Origin of the sequence: Pseudomonas sp. FEMGT703P, assembly GCF_002786345.1 — a bacterium.
GTDB lineage: Bacteria > Pseudomonadota > Gammaproteobacteria > Pseudomonadales > Pseudomonadaceae > Aquipseudomonas > Aquipseudomonas peli.
The window spans coordinates 97,682-112,349 of the sequence record NZ_PGCM01000010.1 but is presented as its reverse complement, the minus strand read 5'-3'; the positions used below and the strand labels follow the sequence as shown (position 1 = coordinate 112,349).

General features: G+C 59.5%; 16 protein-coding genes. 10 read left to right on the top strand and 6 right to left on the bottom strand.

Translation table 11 applies throughout. The features are described 5' to 3' along the window. The first annotated feature begins 80 nt into the window (after positions 1-80). From ssuC to CUR33_RS14065, 3 genes are read left to right on the top strand one after another with little or no spacing between them, the layout of a single operon-like run. Complete coding sequence (gene ssuC, locus CUR33_RS14075; RefSeq protein ID WP_289240050.1) at positions 81-875, top strand: aliphatic sulfonate ABC transporter permease SsuC; 795 nt, start codon at positions 81-83, stop codon at positions 873-875. Further along, positions 872-1,672, top strand: a complete 801-nt coding sequence (gene ssuB, locus CUR33_RS14070; RefSeq protein ID WP_282876222.1) for an aliphatic sulfonates ABC transporter ATP-binding protein — start codon at positions 872-874, stop codon at positions 1,670-1,672. The genes ssuC and ssuB overlap by 4 nt, the downstream gene beginning before the upstream one ends. A 36-nt stretch (positions 1,673-1,708) precedes the next feature. Further along, the gene (locus tag CUR33_RS14065) at positions 1,709-1,924 is read left to right on the top strand and encodes a TOBE domain-containing protein (protein WP_056842174.1); all 216 of its coding nucleotides are present in this window, start codon (positions 1,709-1,711) and stop codon (positions 1,922-1,924) included. Positions 1,925-2,049: 125 nt separating this feature from the next. On the opposite strand, the gene CUR33_RS14060 is transcribed toward CUR33_RS14065, so the two are convergent. After that, on the bottom strand, positions 2,050-2,967 hold the full coding sequence (locus CUR33_RS14060; RefSeq protein ID WP_289240049.1) for a choline sulfate utilization transcriptional regulator: 918 nt from the start codon (positions 2,965-2,967) through the stop codon (positions 2,050-2,052). Positions 2,968-3,079: 112 nt separating this feature from the next. Here CUR33_RS14060 and betC point away from each other — a divergent pair, with 112 nt between their 5' ends. The 3 genes from betC to CUR33_RS14045 all read left to right on the top strand — a co-directional run bounded on the left by betC (position 3,080) and on the right by CUR33_RS14045 (position 7,213). After that, complete coding sequence (gene betC, locus CUR33_RS14055; RefSeq protein WP_289240048.1) at positions 3,080-4,588, top strand: choline-sulfatase; 1,509 nt, start codon at positions 3,080-3,082, stop codon at positions 4,586-4,588. A 54-nt stretch (positions 4,589-4,642) separates the two neighbouring features. Then, entirely contained in the window at positions 4,643-5,566 is a 924-nt protein-coding gene (choX, locus tag CUR33_RS14050; RefSeq protein ID WP_289240047.1) for a choline ABC transporter substrate-binding protein, read from the top strand. An 81-nt stretch (positions 5,567-5,647) separates the two neighbouring features. Next, positions 5,648-7,213, top strand: coding sequence for a SulP family inorganic anion transporter (locus CUR33_RS14045; protein WP_289240046.1), 1,566 nt, complete (start codon positions 5,648-5,650; stop codon positions 7,211-7,213). 103 nt (positions 7,214-7,316) lie between these two features. Here CUR33_RS14045 and CUR33_RS14040 read toward each other — a convergent pair whose 3' ends face one another. Both CUR33_RS14040 and CUR33_RS14035 read right to left on the bottom strand, forming a co-directional pair. After that, positions 7,317-8,129, bottom strand: coding sequence for an OmpA family protein (locus CUR33_RS14040; protein ID WP_170048703.1), 813 nt, complete (start codon positions 8,127-8,129; stop codon positions 7,317-7,319). After that, positions 8,126-8,530, bottom strand: a complete 405-nt coding sequence (locus CUR33_RS14035) for a DUF4398 domain-containing protein (protein ID WP_241693772.1) — start codon at positions 8,528-8,530, stop codon at positions 8,126-8,128. The genes CUR33_RS14040 and CUR33_RS14035 overlap by 4 nt, the downstream gene beginning before the upstream one ends. Positions 8,531-9,027: 497 nt before the next feature. Here CUR33_RS14035 and CUR33_RS14030 point away from each other — a divergent pair, with 497 nt between their 5' ends. Next, on the top strand, positions 9,028-9,582 hold the full coding sequence (locus CUR33_RS14030) for a hypothetical protein (protein WP_289240045.1): 555 nt from the start codon (positions 9,028-9,030) through the stop codon (positions 9,580-9,582). A gap of 10 nt (positions 9,583-9,592) precedes the next feature. Here the strand turns inward: CUR33_RS14030 and CUR33_RS14025 are convergent, their stop codons facing one another. Further along, the gene (locus CUR33_RS14025) at positions 9,593-10,321 is read right to left on the bottom strand and encodes a S1 family peptidase (RefSeq protein ID WP_289240044.1); all 729 of its coding nucleotides are present in this window, start codon (positions 10,319-10,321) and stop codon (positions 9,593-9,595) included. A 253-nt stretch (positions 10,322-10,574) separates the two neighbouring features. On the opposite strand from CUR33_RS14025, the gene CUR33_RS14020 reads away from it, so the two are divergent. After that, positions 10,575-10,790 (top strand): general stress protein CsbD, encoded by a 216-nt coding sequence (locus tag CUR33_RS14020; protein WP_090252854.1) that lies wholly within the window; start codon positions 10,575-10,577, stop codon positions 10,788-10,790. Positions 10,791-10,823: 33 nt separating this feature from the next. Here the strand turns inward: CUR33_RS14020 and CUR33_RS14015 are convergent, their stop codons facing one another. After that, positions 10,824-11,396: a COG3904 family protein gene (locus CUR33_RS14015; RefSeq protein ID WP_289240043.1), complete on the bottom strand. Its 573-nt coding sequence runs from the start codon at positions 11,394-11,396 to the stop codon at positions 10,824-10,826. Positions 11,397-11,569: 173 nt separating this feature from the next. Between CUR33_RS14015 and CUR33_RS14010 the strand changes: the two genes are divergently transcribed. Beyond that, entirely contained in the window at positions 11,570-12,106 is a 537-nt protein-coding gene (locus tag CUR33_RS14010; RefSeq protein WP_289240372.1) for a DUF3087 domain-containing protein, read from the top strand. A 287-nt stretch (positions 12,107-12,393) separates the two neighbouring features. Here the strand turns inward: CUR33_RS14010 and CUR33_RS14005 are convergent, their stop codons facing one another. Further along, a complete protein-coding gene (locus tag CUR33_RS14005; protein ID WP_289240042.1) occupies positions 12,394-14,088 on the bottom strand; it encodes a DNA cytosine methyltransferase in 1,695 nt (564 codons plus the stop codon). Between CUR33_RS14005 and CUR33_RS14000 the strand changes: the two genes are divergently transcribed. Then, the gene (locus tag CUR33_RS14000) at positions 14,087-14,554 is read left to right on the top strand and encodes a very short patch repair endonuclease (protein ID WP_289240041.1); all 468 of its coding nucleotides are present in this window, start codon (positions 14,087-14,089) and stop codon (positions 14,552-14,554) included. The two genes, CUR33_RS14005 and CUR33_RS14000, sit on opposite strands and share 2 nt — an antisense overlap. The last annotated feature ends 114 nt before the right edge of the window (positions 14,555-14,668 follow it).

The following is a 14,668-nucleotide window of genomic DNA, read 5'->3' as shown; positions in this document are numbered from 1 at the left end:
ATGCCCGCGAACCTTAGAAACATCGCGGGAATGGAACTAGGCGTGCCTCCCGCTCCTACAAAGACCTGATGGGGTTTGCAATGAGCAACACAACCTTACACAACCTGGCCCTGCGCCTGGCCCCCTGGGCCTTGCCGGTGGCACTGCTGACGGCCTGGCAACTGGCGGTGGTCAGCGGCCTGCTGTCCACGCGTATTCTGCCGGCTCCGAGCGCGGTGCTGAGCGCCGGCTGGGAGCTGCTGCGCAGTGGCGAAATATGGACCCACCTGGCCATCAGCGGCTGGCGCGCCGGCATCGGTTTTGCCATCGGTGGCGGCCTCGGCTTGCTGCTGGGCTTTATCACCGGCCTGTCGAAATGGGGCGAGCGCTTCCTCGACAGTTCGGTGCAGATGATCCGCAACGTACCGCACCTGGCACTGATTCCGCTGGTGATCCTCTGGTTCGGTATTGATGAGAGCGCAAAGATCTTTTTGGTCGCCCTCGGCACTTTGTTCCCGATCTACCTGAATACCTACCACGGCATCCGTAACGTCGACCCGGCGCTGGTGGAAATGGCGCGCAGCTATGGCCTGTCCGGTTTCAGCCTGTTCCGTCAGGTAATCCTGCCCGGCGCCCTGCCCTCGATCCTGGTCGGCGTGCGTTTCGCCCTGGGCTTTATGTGGCTGACCCTGATCGTCGCGGAAACCATCTCCGCCAGCGCCGGCATCGGCTACCTGGCAATGAATGCCCGCGAATTCCTGCAAACCGACGTGGTGGTGCTGGCCATTCTGCTCTACGCCGTACTCGGCAAGCTGGCGGATGTGGCAGCACGCACGCTTGAGCGCATCTGGCTGCGCTGGCACCCGGCCTATCAGGTCAAGGGAGGTGGACAATGACTGCGCTGCACACACTCAAACGTGGCCTGCCACTCGCAATCAACGGCATTCACAAGGCCTTCGGCGAACGCGAAGTGCTGAAGAATGTTCAGCTGAACATTCCCGCCGGGCAGTTTGTCGCTGTGGTCGGCCGCAGTGGCTGCGGCAAGAGCACCCTGCTGCGCCTGTTGGCGGGTCTGGATGTGCCCACCCAGGGCGAACTGCAGGCCGGTAACGGCTTGCTGGCCGCCTCACGCGAAGACATTCGCCTGATGTTCCAGGACTCGCGTCTGCTGCCCTGGAAGCGAGTAATCGACAACGTCGGCCTGGGCCTGTCCGGCAACTGGCGGCCGCAAGCGCAACAGGCGCTAGAAGCCGTTGGCCTGGCGGATCGCGCCAATGAATGGCCTGCCGCTTTATCTGGCGGACAAAAACAGCGCGTGGCCCTGGCCCGTGCGCTGATCCACCAACCGCGCCTGCTGCTGCTCGACGAGCCGCTCGGCGCACTGGATGCCCTGACCCGCATCGAGATGCAGCAACTGATTGAACGCCTGTGGCAACAGCATGGCTTCACCGTGCTGCTGGTGACTCACGATGTCAGCGAAGCGGTAGCGATTGCCGACCGGGTAATTCTGATCGAAGACGGCCACGTCGGCCTGGATATAAGCGTCGACCTGCCCCGTCCGCGTCAACGTGCCTCGGCCCGCTTGGCGGCTGTTGAGGAACAGGTGCTTAACCGCGTGCTGTCGCTGCCCGAACTGCCACCGCAACCCGAACCCGTTTCACCCTTGCCCACGCAGTTGCGCTGGGCGCTTTAACCCGCATGACCACTCTTAAAACCAAGGAGCATCACCATGACCATTAAAGCCATCAACGTACGCAACCAGTTCAAAGGCACCATCAAGGAAATCGTCCTGGGCGACGTACTCTCGGAAATCGACGTGCAGACCGCCTCGGGCATCGTCACCTCCGTGATCACCACCCGCTCGGTAAAAGAGCTGGAGCTGGGCGTGGGCAGCGAAGTGATTGCCTTCGTCAAATCCACCGAGGTGTCGATCGCCAAGCTGTGAGCAACCATGAAGTGGGCGGGCTACCGCCCACACTCAAATAGCGGCGCAACCTGAAGAACGGCGTCTGGGCATCAGCGCTGGGAACAGGGCTTGGCGTCCCCGTATCGCCTGAGGCCAAGCATCGGTTAAACCCCAGGTCCCTTGGCCAGTTCGGCCTGCAGCCAATCGACAAATACCTGGGTCAAACGCTGGCGACGTTTACGCTCGGGCAGCACCAGGTAGTAACCCAGTTCCGAATGCGCGACTTCATCGCCCATGCGGCACAACAGGTTCTGCGTCAGCAGTTCATCGACCAGATGCCGCCAGCCGATGGCCACGCCCTGCCCGGCGATGGCTGCCTGAATCAGCAGTGTGTAGTTATCGAAACGTAGGCTGCCGGGGCTTGGGGTTTGCTGCAGGCCGAAGGCGCGAAACAGCCCGGCCCAATCGAACCAGCGCGAGCGGTTTTCCGGGCGCAGGTGCAGCAGTGGCAGGCTGGCCAGTGCGGCAGCTGGTAAAGGCAATGTCTGCCCCTTGAGCAACTGCGGGCTGCACACCGGGAACACCTCTTCGCGAAACATCAGCTGCGCCTCAGCGTGCTTGAAGCGCCCGTCGCCGAAGTTGATCGCCACATCAATCTCCGCCGGCAACGTGCCCTGATCACGCTCGCTGGTAATCAGGCTGACATCCACCTCCGGGTGCAGCTGATGGAAGCGCTGCAAGCGCGGCATCAGCCAGTACGCGGCAAAAGCAAAGTCAGTCGCCACCTGCAGCACCTCATGCTGCTGTTGCGCAGTCACGGCCAGCAGCCCGGCATCCAGACTCTGCAGGCCATCCTGCACGTAACTCAGCAACAGCTCACCGGCATCGGTCAGGGTAATCCCCCGGTACACCCGGTCGAACAGCCGCGTGGCCAGCTGCTGCTCCAGTCGTTTGATCTGCTGACTGATGGCCGGTTGGCTGGTGCCCAGCTCGCTGGCGGCGGCGGTAAAGCTCAGCTGGCGGGCGGCGGACTCGAACACCCGCAGCACATCCAGCGACACCCCATCGATGCGTTCAAACATAAGCTCAGGTTATCCAATGCATCTGCTGACAGCAGGTTTACCCAGCTTTTGCTAAGCCGGATGATCAAGCCAGCACTGTCGCATAAATCTTTTATATGGAATACCGGCTGCCATGAAACGCCCGAACATCCTCTTTATCATGGCCGATCAGATGGCCGCGCCGATTCTGCCGCTGCACGATGTCGCCTCACCGATCCAGATGCCCAACCTGATGCACCTGGCCGCCGAGGCCGTGGTGTTCGACGCCGCCTACTGCAACAGCCCGCTGTGCGCGCCGTCGCGCTTTACCCTGGTCAGCGGCCAACTGCCCTCGAAGATCGGCGCTTACGACAACGCTGCCGACTTCCCCGCCGATGTACCGACCTACGCCCATTACCTGCGCCGCCTGGGCTATCGCACCGCGCTGTCGGGCAAGATGCATTTCTGCGGCCCGGACCAGTTGCATGGCTATGAAGAGCGCCTGACCAGCGACATCTACCCCGCCGACTACGGCTGGGCGGTGAACTGGGATGAGCCGGATGTGCGCGCCAGTTGGTACCACAACATGTCTTCCGTACTGCAGGCCGGGCCGTGTGTGCGCACCAACCAGCTGGACTTCGATGAAGAGGTGGTGTTCAAGGCCCAGCAGTATCTGTATGACCACGTGCGCAGCGACGGCGATCAGCCTTTCTGCCTGACCGTGTCGATGACCCACCCGCATGATCCCTACACCATCCCGACCGAGTTCTGGGACCTCTACCGCGACGAGGACATCCCACTGCCGCGCCAGCACATCGATCAGGCCGAGCAAGATCCGCACTCGCAACGCCTGATGAAAGTCATCGACCTGTGGGACAAGCCGCTACCTGAACAGAAGATCAAGGACGCGCGCCGCGCCTACTTCGGTGCCTGCAGCTATATCGACAGCAACATCGGCAAGCTGCTGAAAACCCTCAAGGACTGCAACCTGAGCGACAACACCATCATCGTGTTCTCCGGCGATCACGGCGACATGCTGGGTGAGCGCGGCCTCTGGTACAAAATGCACTGGTTTGAAATGGCCGCCCGGGTGCCGCTGCTGGTGCATGCGCCCAAGCAGTTTGCTGCGCGCCGAGTAAGCCAGAACGTCTCGACCATGGACCTACTGCCAACCCTGGTAGAACTCGCTGGTGGCACGCTGCAAGCCGACCTGCCGCTGGATGGCCGCTCGCTGCTGGCACACCTCGAAGGTCGCCAGGGGCATGATGAAGTCATCGGTGAATACATGGCCGAAGGCACCATCAGCCCGCTGATGATGATCCGCCAGGGCGAGTGGAAATTTATCTATTCGGAACACGACCCCCTGCTGCTATTCAACCTGCGCCACGACCCGCAAGAGCGCGAAAACCTGGCAGAGTCCGCCGAGCACCAAAGCCGGCTGGCTGACTTTATCAACCAGGCCCAGGCGCGCTGGGACATGCAGGCGATTCATCAGGCCACCCTGGCCAGCCAGCGTCGCCGGCGTTTTGTTGCCAGCGCCCTGACCCAGGGGCACCTGACCAGCTGGGACCATCAGCCAATGGTCGACGCCAGCCAACAGTACATGCGCAACCACATTGATCTCGACGACCTCGAACGTCGCGCCCGTTTCCCGCAACCCTGATTGCAAGCCACTGCCGCGTTGATCCAAAAACTAATAATTCAAGAGGACATTGCCATGCACACACTTCGCACAGCGCTTATCGGTAGCCTGTTACTGGCCGCCAGCAGCTATACCTTCGCCGAAGACGCCAGTTGCGCCACGGTGAAACTCGGTGATCCGGGTTGGAGTGATATTGCCGTGACCAATGGCATCGCCAGCTTTCTGCTCGACGGCCTGGGCTACAAGGCGCAGCCGCAGACCCTGGCCGTGCCGATCATTTTCGCCGGGCTGCAGAAAGGTCAGGTGGATGTGTTCCTCGGCAACTGGATGCCCGCGCAGCAGAGCAACTACGACAAGTTCGTCAGCAGCGGTGAAGTCGAGCAACTGGTGGAAAACCTCGGCGGCACCGAGTACACCCTGGCCGTGCCCACCTACGCCTATGAGGCTGGGGTGAAAACCTTTGCCGACCTCAACCAGCATGCCGACAAATTCAGCCGCAAGATCTATGGCATCGGTTCCGGCGCACCGGCCAACGAATCCATCCAGAAGATGATCGCCGCCGACGAATTCGGTCTCAAGGACTGGAGCCTGGTCGAATCCAGTGAACAGGCCATGTTGGTGCAGGTTGGCCGCGCAGTGAAGCGCGAGCAATTTGTGGTGTTCCTGGGCTGGACCCCGCACCCGATGAACGTGCAATACGACATGCGCTACCTCAAGGGCGGCGAGAAGTACTTCGGTGCCAGCGGCAGCGTCAACACCCTGGCCCGCAAAGGCTATGCCGCGCAGTGCCCGAATGTCGGCAAGCTGCTGAGCAACCTGAAATTCACCCAGGAAATGGAGAACGCCATCATGGATAAAGTGCTGAGTAAGCAAGCCAGCAACGATGAGGCAATCAAGGCGTGGCTCAAGGCCAATCCAGCGGTGGTTGCCGGTTGGCTTGAGGGCGTAACCAGCCGCACTGGCGGTGATGGTCTGGCGGCAGTTAACGCCAAGCTTTGAATCGGCCGGCTTGATTCCCTAAAGTAGACGAGCCGCTGCTGTGCAGCGGCCTTGTCCATCGCCTGCACAAGAAGCCCACGCATGCCACTGCTCCACCTTCAGACCCTGTTGCCCTTTCTGCGCTGGCTGCCGCTTTGCAGCAAACGTAGCCTCGGTAAAGACCTGCTGGTGGGGCTCAACGGCGCCATTCTCGCGCTGCCGCAATCCATCGCCTACGCTCTGATCGCCGGGCTACCGCCGCAATACGGGTTGTACGCGGCCATCGTGCCGGTGCTGATCGCCTGCCTGTGGGGCTCTTCCAGCTTTTTGATCTGCGGCCCCACCGCCGCGATCTCCATCGTGCTGTTCAGCAGTGTGAGCCCGATGGCGACACCGGGTAGCGACCACTTTATTGCCCTGATTCTGCTGCTGACCCTGTTAGCTGGTGTATGCCAATGGCTGCTCGGCTTGCTGCGCTTCGGCGCGCTGGTGAATTTCGTTTCGCACTCGGTGGTGCTCGGGTTCACCCTGGGCGCCGCCCTGGTGATCGGCATCGGCCAGTTGCCCAACCTGCTCGGCCTGACGGTTACCAGCCAGGCCACCGCGCTCACAAGTCTACTCAGCCTCGGCGAGCACCTGGCCGAGAGTGACTGGCGCACCCTGGTCGTAGCGCTGTTCACCTTGGCCATCAGCCTGTTGTGCAGGCGCTTGTGGCCGCGGGCGCCGGCTTTACTGATCGGGATTGTGGCCGCCAGCCTGCTGGTCATGGCCTGGCCGGGGCAGCTTAGCCACGTTGCACTGGTCAGCCGTTTTGCAGGCAGCCTGCCGCCCTTCGCGCTGCTGGAGTTCAACCTCACCCACATCCTGCAACTGCTGCCCGCGGCCGTGGCCTGCGGTTTGCTCGGGCTGGTCACCAGCCTGTCGATTGCCCGCTCCCTGGCAGATAAATCCCAGCAACTGTTCGATGCCAATCAGGAAGTCCGCGCCCAGGGCCTGTCGAATATCATCGGTCCCTGGTTCGGCGGTTCGCTGTCAGCCGGCTCCTTCACCCGCTCAGCGCTCAACCAGCAAGCCGGCGCCTGCTCGCCCATGGCCGGGGTGTTCGCTGCTCTGCTAGTGGCATTGTTCGCCCTGTATGGCAGTCGCCTGTTTGCCTATGTGCCGATTCCTGCCATGGCGGCGAGCATTCTGCTGATCTGCTGGGGACTGTTCGACCTGACTGCCGTCAAAGCCCTGAAGCGCGTGAGCCGCAGTGAGTTTCTGGTGATGCTGCTGACCGTGCTGGCGACCCTGGTGCTGGAGCTGCAAAGCGCCATCTACGCCGGCGTGCTGGCGTCACTGATTGTCTACCTCAAGCGCACTTCACAGCCGCGCGTGCGCCAGTGGCAGGACGGCGAGCAGGAATGGCTGTGTATCGAAGGTTCGATTTTCTTCGGTGCCTGTCATTACCTGCAGCAACGCCTGCAACGTAGCGGCGCAGCGTGGGTGATGATCGATGCGCGGCATATCAACTTTATCGACTACGCCGGCGTCACCATGCTGCACCAGGAAGCACGCCGCCTGCACAGCCAGCAGCGGCATCTGGTGTTGCACCACGCACGGCCACAAGTGATCGACGAAATTCGCAAGCTGGAAGGCCCGGAGCGCTGCCCGGTGCAGTTCGCCTAATCGCCCGAAAAAGCCGCCAGACAGAGGTGTAAGGCCGTGCAGGTCGGAAGGGCTCCGACCTGCACTTAGCTGACCTACAAAGGCTGCAGGTCAGAACATGGCATCAGCGTTGTGATGCCATGTCATGGCTGATGATGATTTCCACCCGGCGGTTCATCTGCCGACCTGAAGCCGACTCATTACCGGCAACTGGCATGCTCTCGCCCTTGCCCGAAGCACCCAGGCGGCTTGGGGAAACCCCCTGATTGGTCAGGTAATGCATCACCGAGTCGGCGCGACGTTGCGACAGGCTCAGGTTCATTTCTTCGCTGCCGACGTTATCGGTATGCCCTTCAATCAGTACTTGGCGCTCAGGATGCTGGCCGAGAAAAATCGCCAGCTTGCCGAGGTTATTGGCCGTACCCGCACGTAACTCCGAGCGCCCGGTAGCGAATAGCAGATCACCCAGGGTCATGACCAAACCACGTTCGGTTTGCTTGGCATTTAGCTCATCAATCTGTTGCTGCAACTGGCTGTTCTGCAGCTGCGCCTGATCGGCCTCGCGGGTGCGCGAATCCAGACGCGCGCCTTCACGCTGCTGGCTGAGGATTTTGCGCTGATCCTCGTAGAAGCGTGTCTGCGCCAGCGCCGTGGCAATTTCCACTTTGCGGTCAGCCATCACCACCAGATGCTGACCCAAGGCCTGTTCTGCGTCCTGATCCTTACGCGGCTGTTCGGCAACGATCACCGCATCTTCAGCGGCCTTGAGCGCGACAGGCGCGCGAGTATTCAGCTGTGGATCGGCTTGCAAGCGGGTGAGCTTGCCGCGCACATCGGCGGCGCCTTCCGGCATGCTCGGTTTAGCGGCGCAGCCGGCCAGTGCAAGGCTGATTGCGCTGACCAGCAGCAGGTGCTTCGCGTTATGAGCAAGGTTCATTGTTGAGCTCCCGTGTTGCGTTGCATTTCCTGTTTCAGGCTGTTGGTGCTTTTCTGCATTTCGTCATTGACTACCTTGGCTTTGGTCGCCTGTGACTTGGCCAGGGCCAGCTCGGCCTCTACCCGCGACTGGTCTGCCAGGCGCTCGGCGAGCAGCATCTCCTCACGCTGCACAGCCATATTGGCGGCGGTCAGTTTTTCCCGAGCGACACCCAGCTCCGGTGAGGCGTAATCGGCCACACGGGCCTGTTCGGCATTGCTGATCGCCGATTCGGCAGCTTGCAACGCCTGGCTTGGCGGCAGGGGCGGTGAAGCGCAGGCGCTGAGCATCAGCAGCCCGGCGCAAAGGCCGGCAAAACGCAACGCAGCCATGCCATCAACGATGGATGAAGTCCTGTTCATAGGAATGTCCTCAAAAACAATTACGGGTAAGCACGCCACAGCTTTCGCCGCACACGGGCCCAGGTGGGCTAAGCCACAGCGCTCGGTCAGCGCGGCAGACAGCATTCTCGGTCGCCAGATCAATGGCCTATGGCATGGCGCTCTGCGCCAGGCTCATGGCAATCAGTAGACTGCTCACGGCAAGGACGGCATAGGCAATGGCAAACGCCAGCAAGAGCGGGCGGTAGTGGATTTTCATGGCGCATCTCCGACGGTTAATGCACAGGCAACTGCAGGCTAAACGCCACCTTGAAACACGGCATTTACGCCACGGCTGCGGCTCGCCTGGAGCGACAATCGCAGCTCGGCGCAGTCCTGTCGGTACGCTGGCGCGCATAGACCGCACAATCGCGGGTGTCGCGATGCGCCCTGCGTACGCAGGCGCACAGACACGCCCATTTACGCGACTTAAGCTTCCGTTCGGTCGTCGACGACGGCTCACGATCAGGAGCAGCAAGATGGACCTCTATCGCCACCACGTTTCAGGCTTCTTTACCCAACGCAGCACTGCTGAACAGGCGCTTGCCCAGCTGATTCAGCGCGGCATGCACCACGAACAGCTGGAGATCGTTGCAGGCAATGCCGATGCCCCACCCGCTCCTGCACCGCAGGCGAAAAGCAACAAGGTGCTCAAGGACATGCTGGTCGACATCGCTATTGGTACCGGTATTGGTATCGGCATTGGTGCCTTGATCGCGGTGGCGTTGATCGTCAGTGAAGTCAGCCTGTTCCACGCCAGCCCGATCCTTGCGCCCTTCTCCCTGATGGGCATGGGGGGCTTTATCGGCGGTTTTCTCGGCAGTGTGATCGGCGCTTCATCCGGCGCTGGCCAGCATCACGGACGCCTTGCCAAGCTGGTGAGCAAGGCGATTACCCACGGTGATGTGGTGCTAGTGGCACAGACCCACAACGAGCAGGAGACCCGCATGGCACGCGAGGTGATCAGGGCCACATCCGGCCTGGTCAAGGACATCAACATGGCCGCTGCACCCGAGCTGCAGCAGCAACGTTGAGCCCAGGTCCTTACTGAGTCAGGGTCAGCAGAATATCGGCATACCAGGTGCAATTGAGCCCTAGGGCCTCGTCCACCTCTAGATCCCGGCTACCCAGATCAAGCCGCGCCGAATGCACGCCCAGCAGCACCCATGGCAACTCATCTGTCTCGCTGTCCGGTATGCGCATTACCACTGGCGCACCACTAGTGCCGCGGTGTGTGCGGGCATCGGTCAGAAAGTACCCCTGGCCCTGAAAACGCAGGCCGAATGACGACGCCACCACGGCATGCCGCACCACCGCGATATGGTGCAGGGTGTCGTGAAAACCCAGTGGGAAACCCACCACCAGCAAGGATGTGCCAACCTCGACCGGGGTTTGCGGCTGCAGCAGATGCTCCGGAGTAAAGGCGTGATAGACCATGCTCTCTGGCAGCGCCGCGCGCTCGATCTCCAGCACCGCCACATCCACATCACCGGCGCCATCGCAGCCCTGCCGCCAGAGGCTCTGGCCATCGCGATAGAGCAGCATGGAGAAGCCGGTGGTCTGCGCCACATTGTGCAAATCGGTGTGCACTTCGATCTCGACACGATCGGGAAAATGCTGGCTCGGCTCATCAATCATCACGTGCCGACTGGTTACCAAGAACAGACGCTCATCGCGGGCGAAGTAAAAGCCGCTGGCGTTGGTCAGCAACTGCTCCCCGGCAAAGGTACAGACGCGTGCAGCCGTCAGCAGCACAGGTTCGATCATCGACATTGCGGCATATCCTTGAATTGACGGCAGGCATGCCAGAACAGGCCCATGAGGCTCTAAACAGAGCAATTGCCACGCCACTTCACCTACGGCGCGGCAGTCAGGCTATCGGCGCAGCGCCATGGCGTCGGTACGCAAACCCGCATAAGCGCTGTAGCGCACCGACTGGCGACCTCAGCTTTGACAGGCTGGCATCAGCACAATTCCGCTCTGACCGCGCAACCGGCCCAGCGCGGTAACCTCAGGAGCACCACGCATGAGCAGACCCCTTGCCGAAATCATCCAGAAGAACTGGCGCAAACTGGCCGGCCTCGCCCTGATTGTCTGGGACGAGCTGACCCTGGATGAACTGATCAAATCCGAAGGCGATGCGCAGAAACTGACCAACCTGGTGCAGCAGCGCTATGACATGCCCCGCGAGGACGCCAGCAAGCAAGTCATGAGTTTCTTTGAAAGGCACCGCACCAGCTGATAGCGTGCGAACGCTGGCAAGCAAGCGCCCGCCTCACTTCAAGCGATAGCGTGCCAGCTCAGCTGGCGTCAGCACGCGCATGCGCCGCGGCTCGGTGCTGTTGATCGCAGTAAGCAGCTCCGTCGGAATCTGCATTTCTTTGAAGTAAGCTGCCTGAGTCGCCTTGCTCGGCCCAAAGGCAGATGCCGAATGCACCGAATCACTACTCGCATAATACGGCCGGTGAATCCCCACATAACCACGCACGGTTTTAGCGTGGCCCGCCGCCAGCAGGTACACGCAACTGCCCTGACACACTCCGGTGGAAGGCACTAGAGCATCGAAGCCGGTTTCACGCAGCAAACGCCCCATGCGCATGGCCTCGGACACGCTACCGCCGATGCTGTCGAGCATGACGATCTTCTTCGCGTACTTGCCCGGATTGGCTTTGATGCCCTTGAGCAGCGCCTCGTAATCGCCCGGCGCAATATCCTCGGAAACCTTGGCCAGCAAAACCCGCCCGAGCGTCTTGTGTTGCCCGGCCTGCACCTCAACCTTGGCCAACGCGGCGCCCGAACACAGCGCCGCCACGCAGATAATCACAGCCTGAAACACAGTACATCTCATAAACCCGGTAAATCCTTAAGCGATGCGGTCAACGGATGGGCGAAGATACCTGTTGCCGAGCAATCGCGCATAATTTGCAGCATTGAGAGCATGCCTCGACAACCCGGCCTGCCCACCCCAACCCGTAAGCAACGCCGCTACCACCTGCTCAAGTGAGAATTACCGTGGCCCCGATGTTCAAAATCCAGCACCGCACTCCTGAAATCTACCGTCAGCAAACCCGCCGCAGCACCCTGACGATCGCGGCGATCTTCGTCGCCCTGGCCATGCTGCTGTCGAGCAGCGCTGTGCTGCTATTCGGCACCCCAGGCGGCGACAACTTCCGCTGGAACCTTGGTGGGGTTATCGCCGCATTATCGCTGACCGTGGTCCTGGTGCGAGTGGTGCTGTGGCCACAGCCCTTTATGGCCGCTGCCGTATACGGCTGGCGCCTGAAACGCAGCCTGATGCGCGTGACCAACCTGATGCATCACGTCAAAGCCGGCGTCGCCGCCCGCGACCCAGCCGCCATGCAGCTACTGCGCTTCTACCACCTAGGCCTGACCCAAATGCACCAGTTGGATGGCAACTCCAGCGCCCTGAGTGAAGCGGTGGCGGAAATCAACCAACACCAGGAACGCATGGAAGAACTGGGTATGGATATTGACCAACTGCAACTCGATACGGACTGGCTTGAAGCTGTGAAAAAGATCCAGCCCCTGCCCCGCTAACCTGCAAGTAGGCGCTGGCCGATGGGGAACAGCATAAAAAGGACAGGCTTGGAGAATTTTTGGGACTGTATATCTTAAAATCTAAGCCCACAAAAAAGCCCGCTGGAATCTATCAAGACTTCAGCGGGCTTTGCGTACTTCAATATGGCGGGAAGATAGGGATTTGAACCCGTCTGTGAGCGTTTCAGTTCGTGCCAAACCCGCTCAATACGGGGCTTCCGCTTTCCTCGCCTGCTCAATTCGGCTCAATTCGTCGCAGTGTTTTCGACACTTTATCGACACCTAATTCAGGTACAAACCGCCTCTTCCTTCACTTCCGTCGTCTCACCATGCATCGAGTCGTAAGCCTCGACCTTGTCGAAGAGGATCCTGAAAACGACTTTCGCAATTTTAGAAGCCAGTAGCGGAGGCACTGCGTTGCCAACCTGATGGAACTGTTCTGTCCGGTTACCCTGGAAGAAGTAGTTGTCCGGGAAAGTCTGGATACGAGCAGCCTCACGAACAGACAAGCTGCGGCATTGCGAAGGGTCGTAATGAATGAAGTAGTGCCCATCCTTCGAGATATGACTGGTAATCGTAGTTGCAGGCTTATCCTCTGCCTGCACCCTGAAGCGATCACTGAACTTGCCTGTTTCCCAGTTCTTGTGGTCAGGGGCCAGTCCCTCAAGAGAAAAACCTTTGTGTCCTTTGGGCGAAGTTCCATGAATTTTTGCGTAGACCGCGGCAAACAGATACCTGCGTAAATCTGTCGGCATATGCCCACGCACCTCATGGTTCAGCCAGTAATCGAGCTTATCGTCCAAGTACCACTTATCCAGCTCTGCATCGCCAGTGGAACCATCATCTGTTGCCCTACTTACCCGCTTACCACCTGGATTATGAGGTGGGTTGAACTTGTTCAAGATATCCCAGAACTCGCCCCACATTTTTGTATTAACTAGGTCAATCTGGTCGCGAATAAACTCAGCCTGCTCTTTTACAACACGGGTCCAACTCTCCTGGCTATCAGCCATCTTTGTCAGGCTGCTCCGTAGTCGCGGCAGATTCTTCAATACCTGTCCAACGGTGACATCCTGATCGCAGGTATTCAGCATCACCTGTTTCTTCTCAGCAGGAAGGCTGTCTGTGGCAATGCCCAAAAGGATGACACGGTGTCTCGCCTGGGGAATACCGAACTTCTCAGCCCGTATGATGAATGTTCTCGGGTCGATCTTTTCGACCTCATCACCGGGACCAAAAGAGTCACCGGTCACCAGCGAGTAAATACGGTACTTCTTACCCGAGCCGCCCTCGTGAAGCGCCTCACCTGGATCTGACAAGTCTCTCAGGATGTTCGAGAAAATCAGCTCATTGTTGACCTTCGAAGAAATGATGCCCTTCACGTTCTCCATCACGAAGACTGTAGGCTGTCGTTCTCGAATGATTCGCAGGTATTCCTTGTAGAGAAAGTGCCGATGGTCCTCCTCAGCCTTGTAGTTCGCATTGGCCTGATTCCGCGCACGCCCAACAACTGAATAAGCCTGACACGGTGGACCACCGATCAGAACCCAAGGACGGCTCACATCCAGTCCTTCGTCTAGAGCTTCATCTAGGGTCTTGTTGCCCTCTTCACTTCCCAGCGTAATGCACTTGGCTTCCTCGGCGGCCTCTTCCCAAAGCTTCTTAGCCGCATCAGATGAGGGAGAAAAAGTATCTACCGCTGGGTTATTACAAAACGCGTGATACTCGCTAAGCAAATCCGGCTCATGCTTCTTTAGCAACCTATAAAAGGCACGCAGTCGCAAAGTCTGCCAAGCCTTAGGGTCTTTCTCGGCAGAAACCACAATTTCAAAATTTTTGCCTTCGCCAGATGAGCTGAAGCCCTCACCAAGACCACCAGGGCCAGCAAAGAGATCTACGATCTGAATTTGCTTTCGGAGTGTTCCTTTCGGATCACTGCACTCATCGCCTGTAAGTGTAAGGTTCATCTGGTCTTGATTCATGGACATAGTCAGCAAAGAAGTCAGGTCTCGCATGATGGCTGGCATCCGCGGCAGCAATACATCCCCGGAGATGAAAGTCCGGAGGCTGCTGCATCGGCATGGCTTCAGGTATCGCTTGCACCAGCGCGACCTTCCCGGAAGGCCCGACATAGTGCTTGCTCGCTACCACTTGTGCATATTCATCCAGGGATGCTTCTGGCACCGACACCCGGGCTGTCGTTACGCCACAAACCCACGTACGCGAGAAGACTTCTGGCAACGCAAATTTGCACAGAACGTCGCTCGCGACGCCCTCAACCGTAGCCAGTTGCTGGGGCAGAGCTGGCGGGTAATGGAGCTTTGGGAATGCGGGATTCGCGGGCCGGAGTCAGACCTTATGTGGATCCTGGAAGCGGTGCGCGATTGTAATCAAAAATATCGGTCTTGGCCTGACTTATCAGGCTGTCCGCGCGTTCCAGGCTTGTGAAATCGTTACGCCAGGCCTCTGTTTCTGGCCTTCTCACTGCTCATCGAATCCAAAACCGCTCGGCTATCGCCTCTCGCACTCTGCTCCTCAGTCTCTGACTTTGGTCGAATGATG

Bases quoted from the DNA above. Each gene is read 5' to 3' on its own strand.
- ssuC (WP_289240050.1), top strand. From the start codon at position 81: ATGAGCAACACAACCTTACACAACCTGGCCCTGCGCCTGGCCCCCTGG.
- ssuB (WP_282876222.1), top strand. From the start codon at position 872: ATGACTGCGCTGCACACACTCAAACGTGGCCTGCCACTCGCAATCAAC.
- CUR33_RS14065 (WP_056842174.1), top strand. From the start codon at position 1,709: ATGACCATTAAAGCCATCAACGTACGCAACCAGTTCAAAGGCACCATC.
- CUR33_RS14060 (WP_289240049.1), bottom strand. From the start codon at position 2,967: ATGTTTGAACGCATCGATGGGGTGTCGCTGGATGTGCTGCGGGTGTTC.
- betC (WP_289240048.1), top strand. From the start codon at position 3,080: ATGAAACGCCCGAACATCCTCTTTATCATGGCCGATCAGATGGCCGCG.
- choX (WP_289240047.1), top strand. From the start codon at position 4,643: ATGCACACACTTCGCACAGCGCTTATCGGTAGCCTGTTACTGGCCGCC.
- CUR33_RS14045 (WP_289240046.1), top strand. From the start codon at position 5,648: ATGCCACTGCTCCACCTTCAGACCCTGTTGCCCTTTCTGCGCTGGCTG.
- CUR33_RS14040 (WP_170048703.1), bottom strand. From the start codon at position 8,129: ATGAACCTTGCTCATAACGCGAAGCACCTGCTGCTGGTCAGCGCAATC.
- CUR33_RS14035 (WP_241693772.1), bottom strand. From the start codon at position 8,530: ATGAACAGGACTTCATCCATCGTTGATGGCATGGCTGCGTTGCGTTTT.
- CUR33_RS14030 (WP_289240045.1), top strand. From the start codon at position 9,028: ATGGACCTCTATCGCCACCACGTTTCAGGCTTCTTTACCCAACGCAGC.
- CUR33_RS14025 (WP_289240044.1), bottom strand. From the start codon at position 10,321: ATGTCGATGATCGAACCTGTGCTGCTGACGGCTGCACGCGTCTGTACC.
- CUR33_RS14020 (WP_090252854.1), top strand. From the start codon at position 10,575: ATGAGCAGACCCCTTGCCGAAATCATCCAGAAGAACTGGCGCAAACTG.
- CUR33_RS14015 (WP_289240043.1), bottom strand. From the start codon at position 11,396: ATGAGATGTACTGTGTTTCAGGCTGTGATTATCTGCGTGGCGGCGCTG.
- CUR33_RS14010 (WP_289240372.1), top strand. From the start codon at position 11,570: ATGTTCAAAATCCAGCACCGCACTCCTGAAATCTACCGTCAGCAAACC.
- CUR33_RS14000 (WP_289240041.1), top strand. From the start codon at position 14,087: ATGGACATAGTCAGCAAAGAAGTCAGGTCTCGCATGATGGCTGGCATC.
- CUR33_RS14005 (WP_289240042.1), bottom strand. From the start codon at position 14,088: ATGAATCAAGACCAGATGAACCTTACACTTACAGGCGATGAGTGCAGT.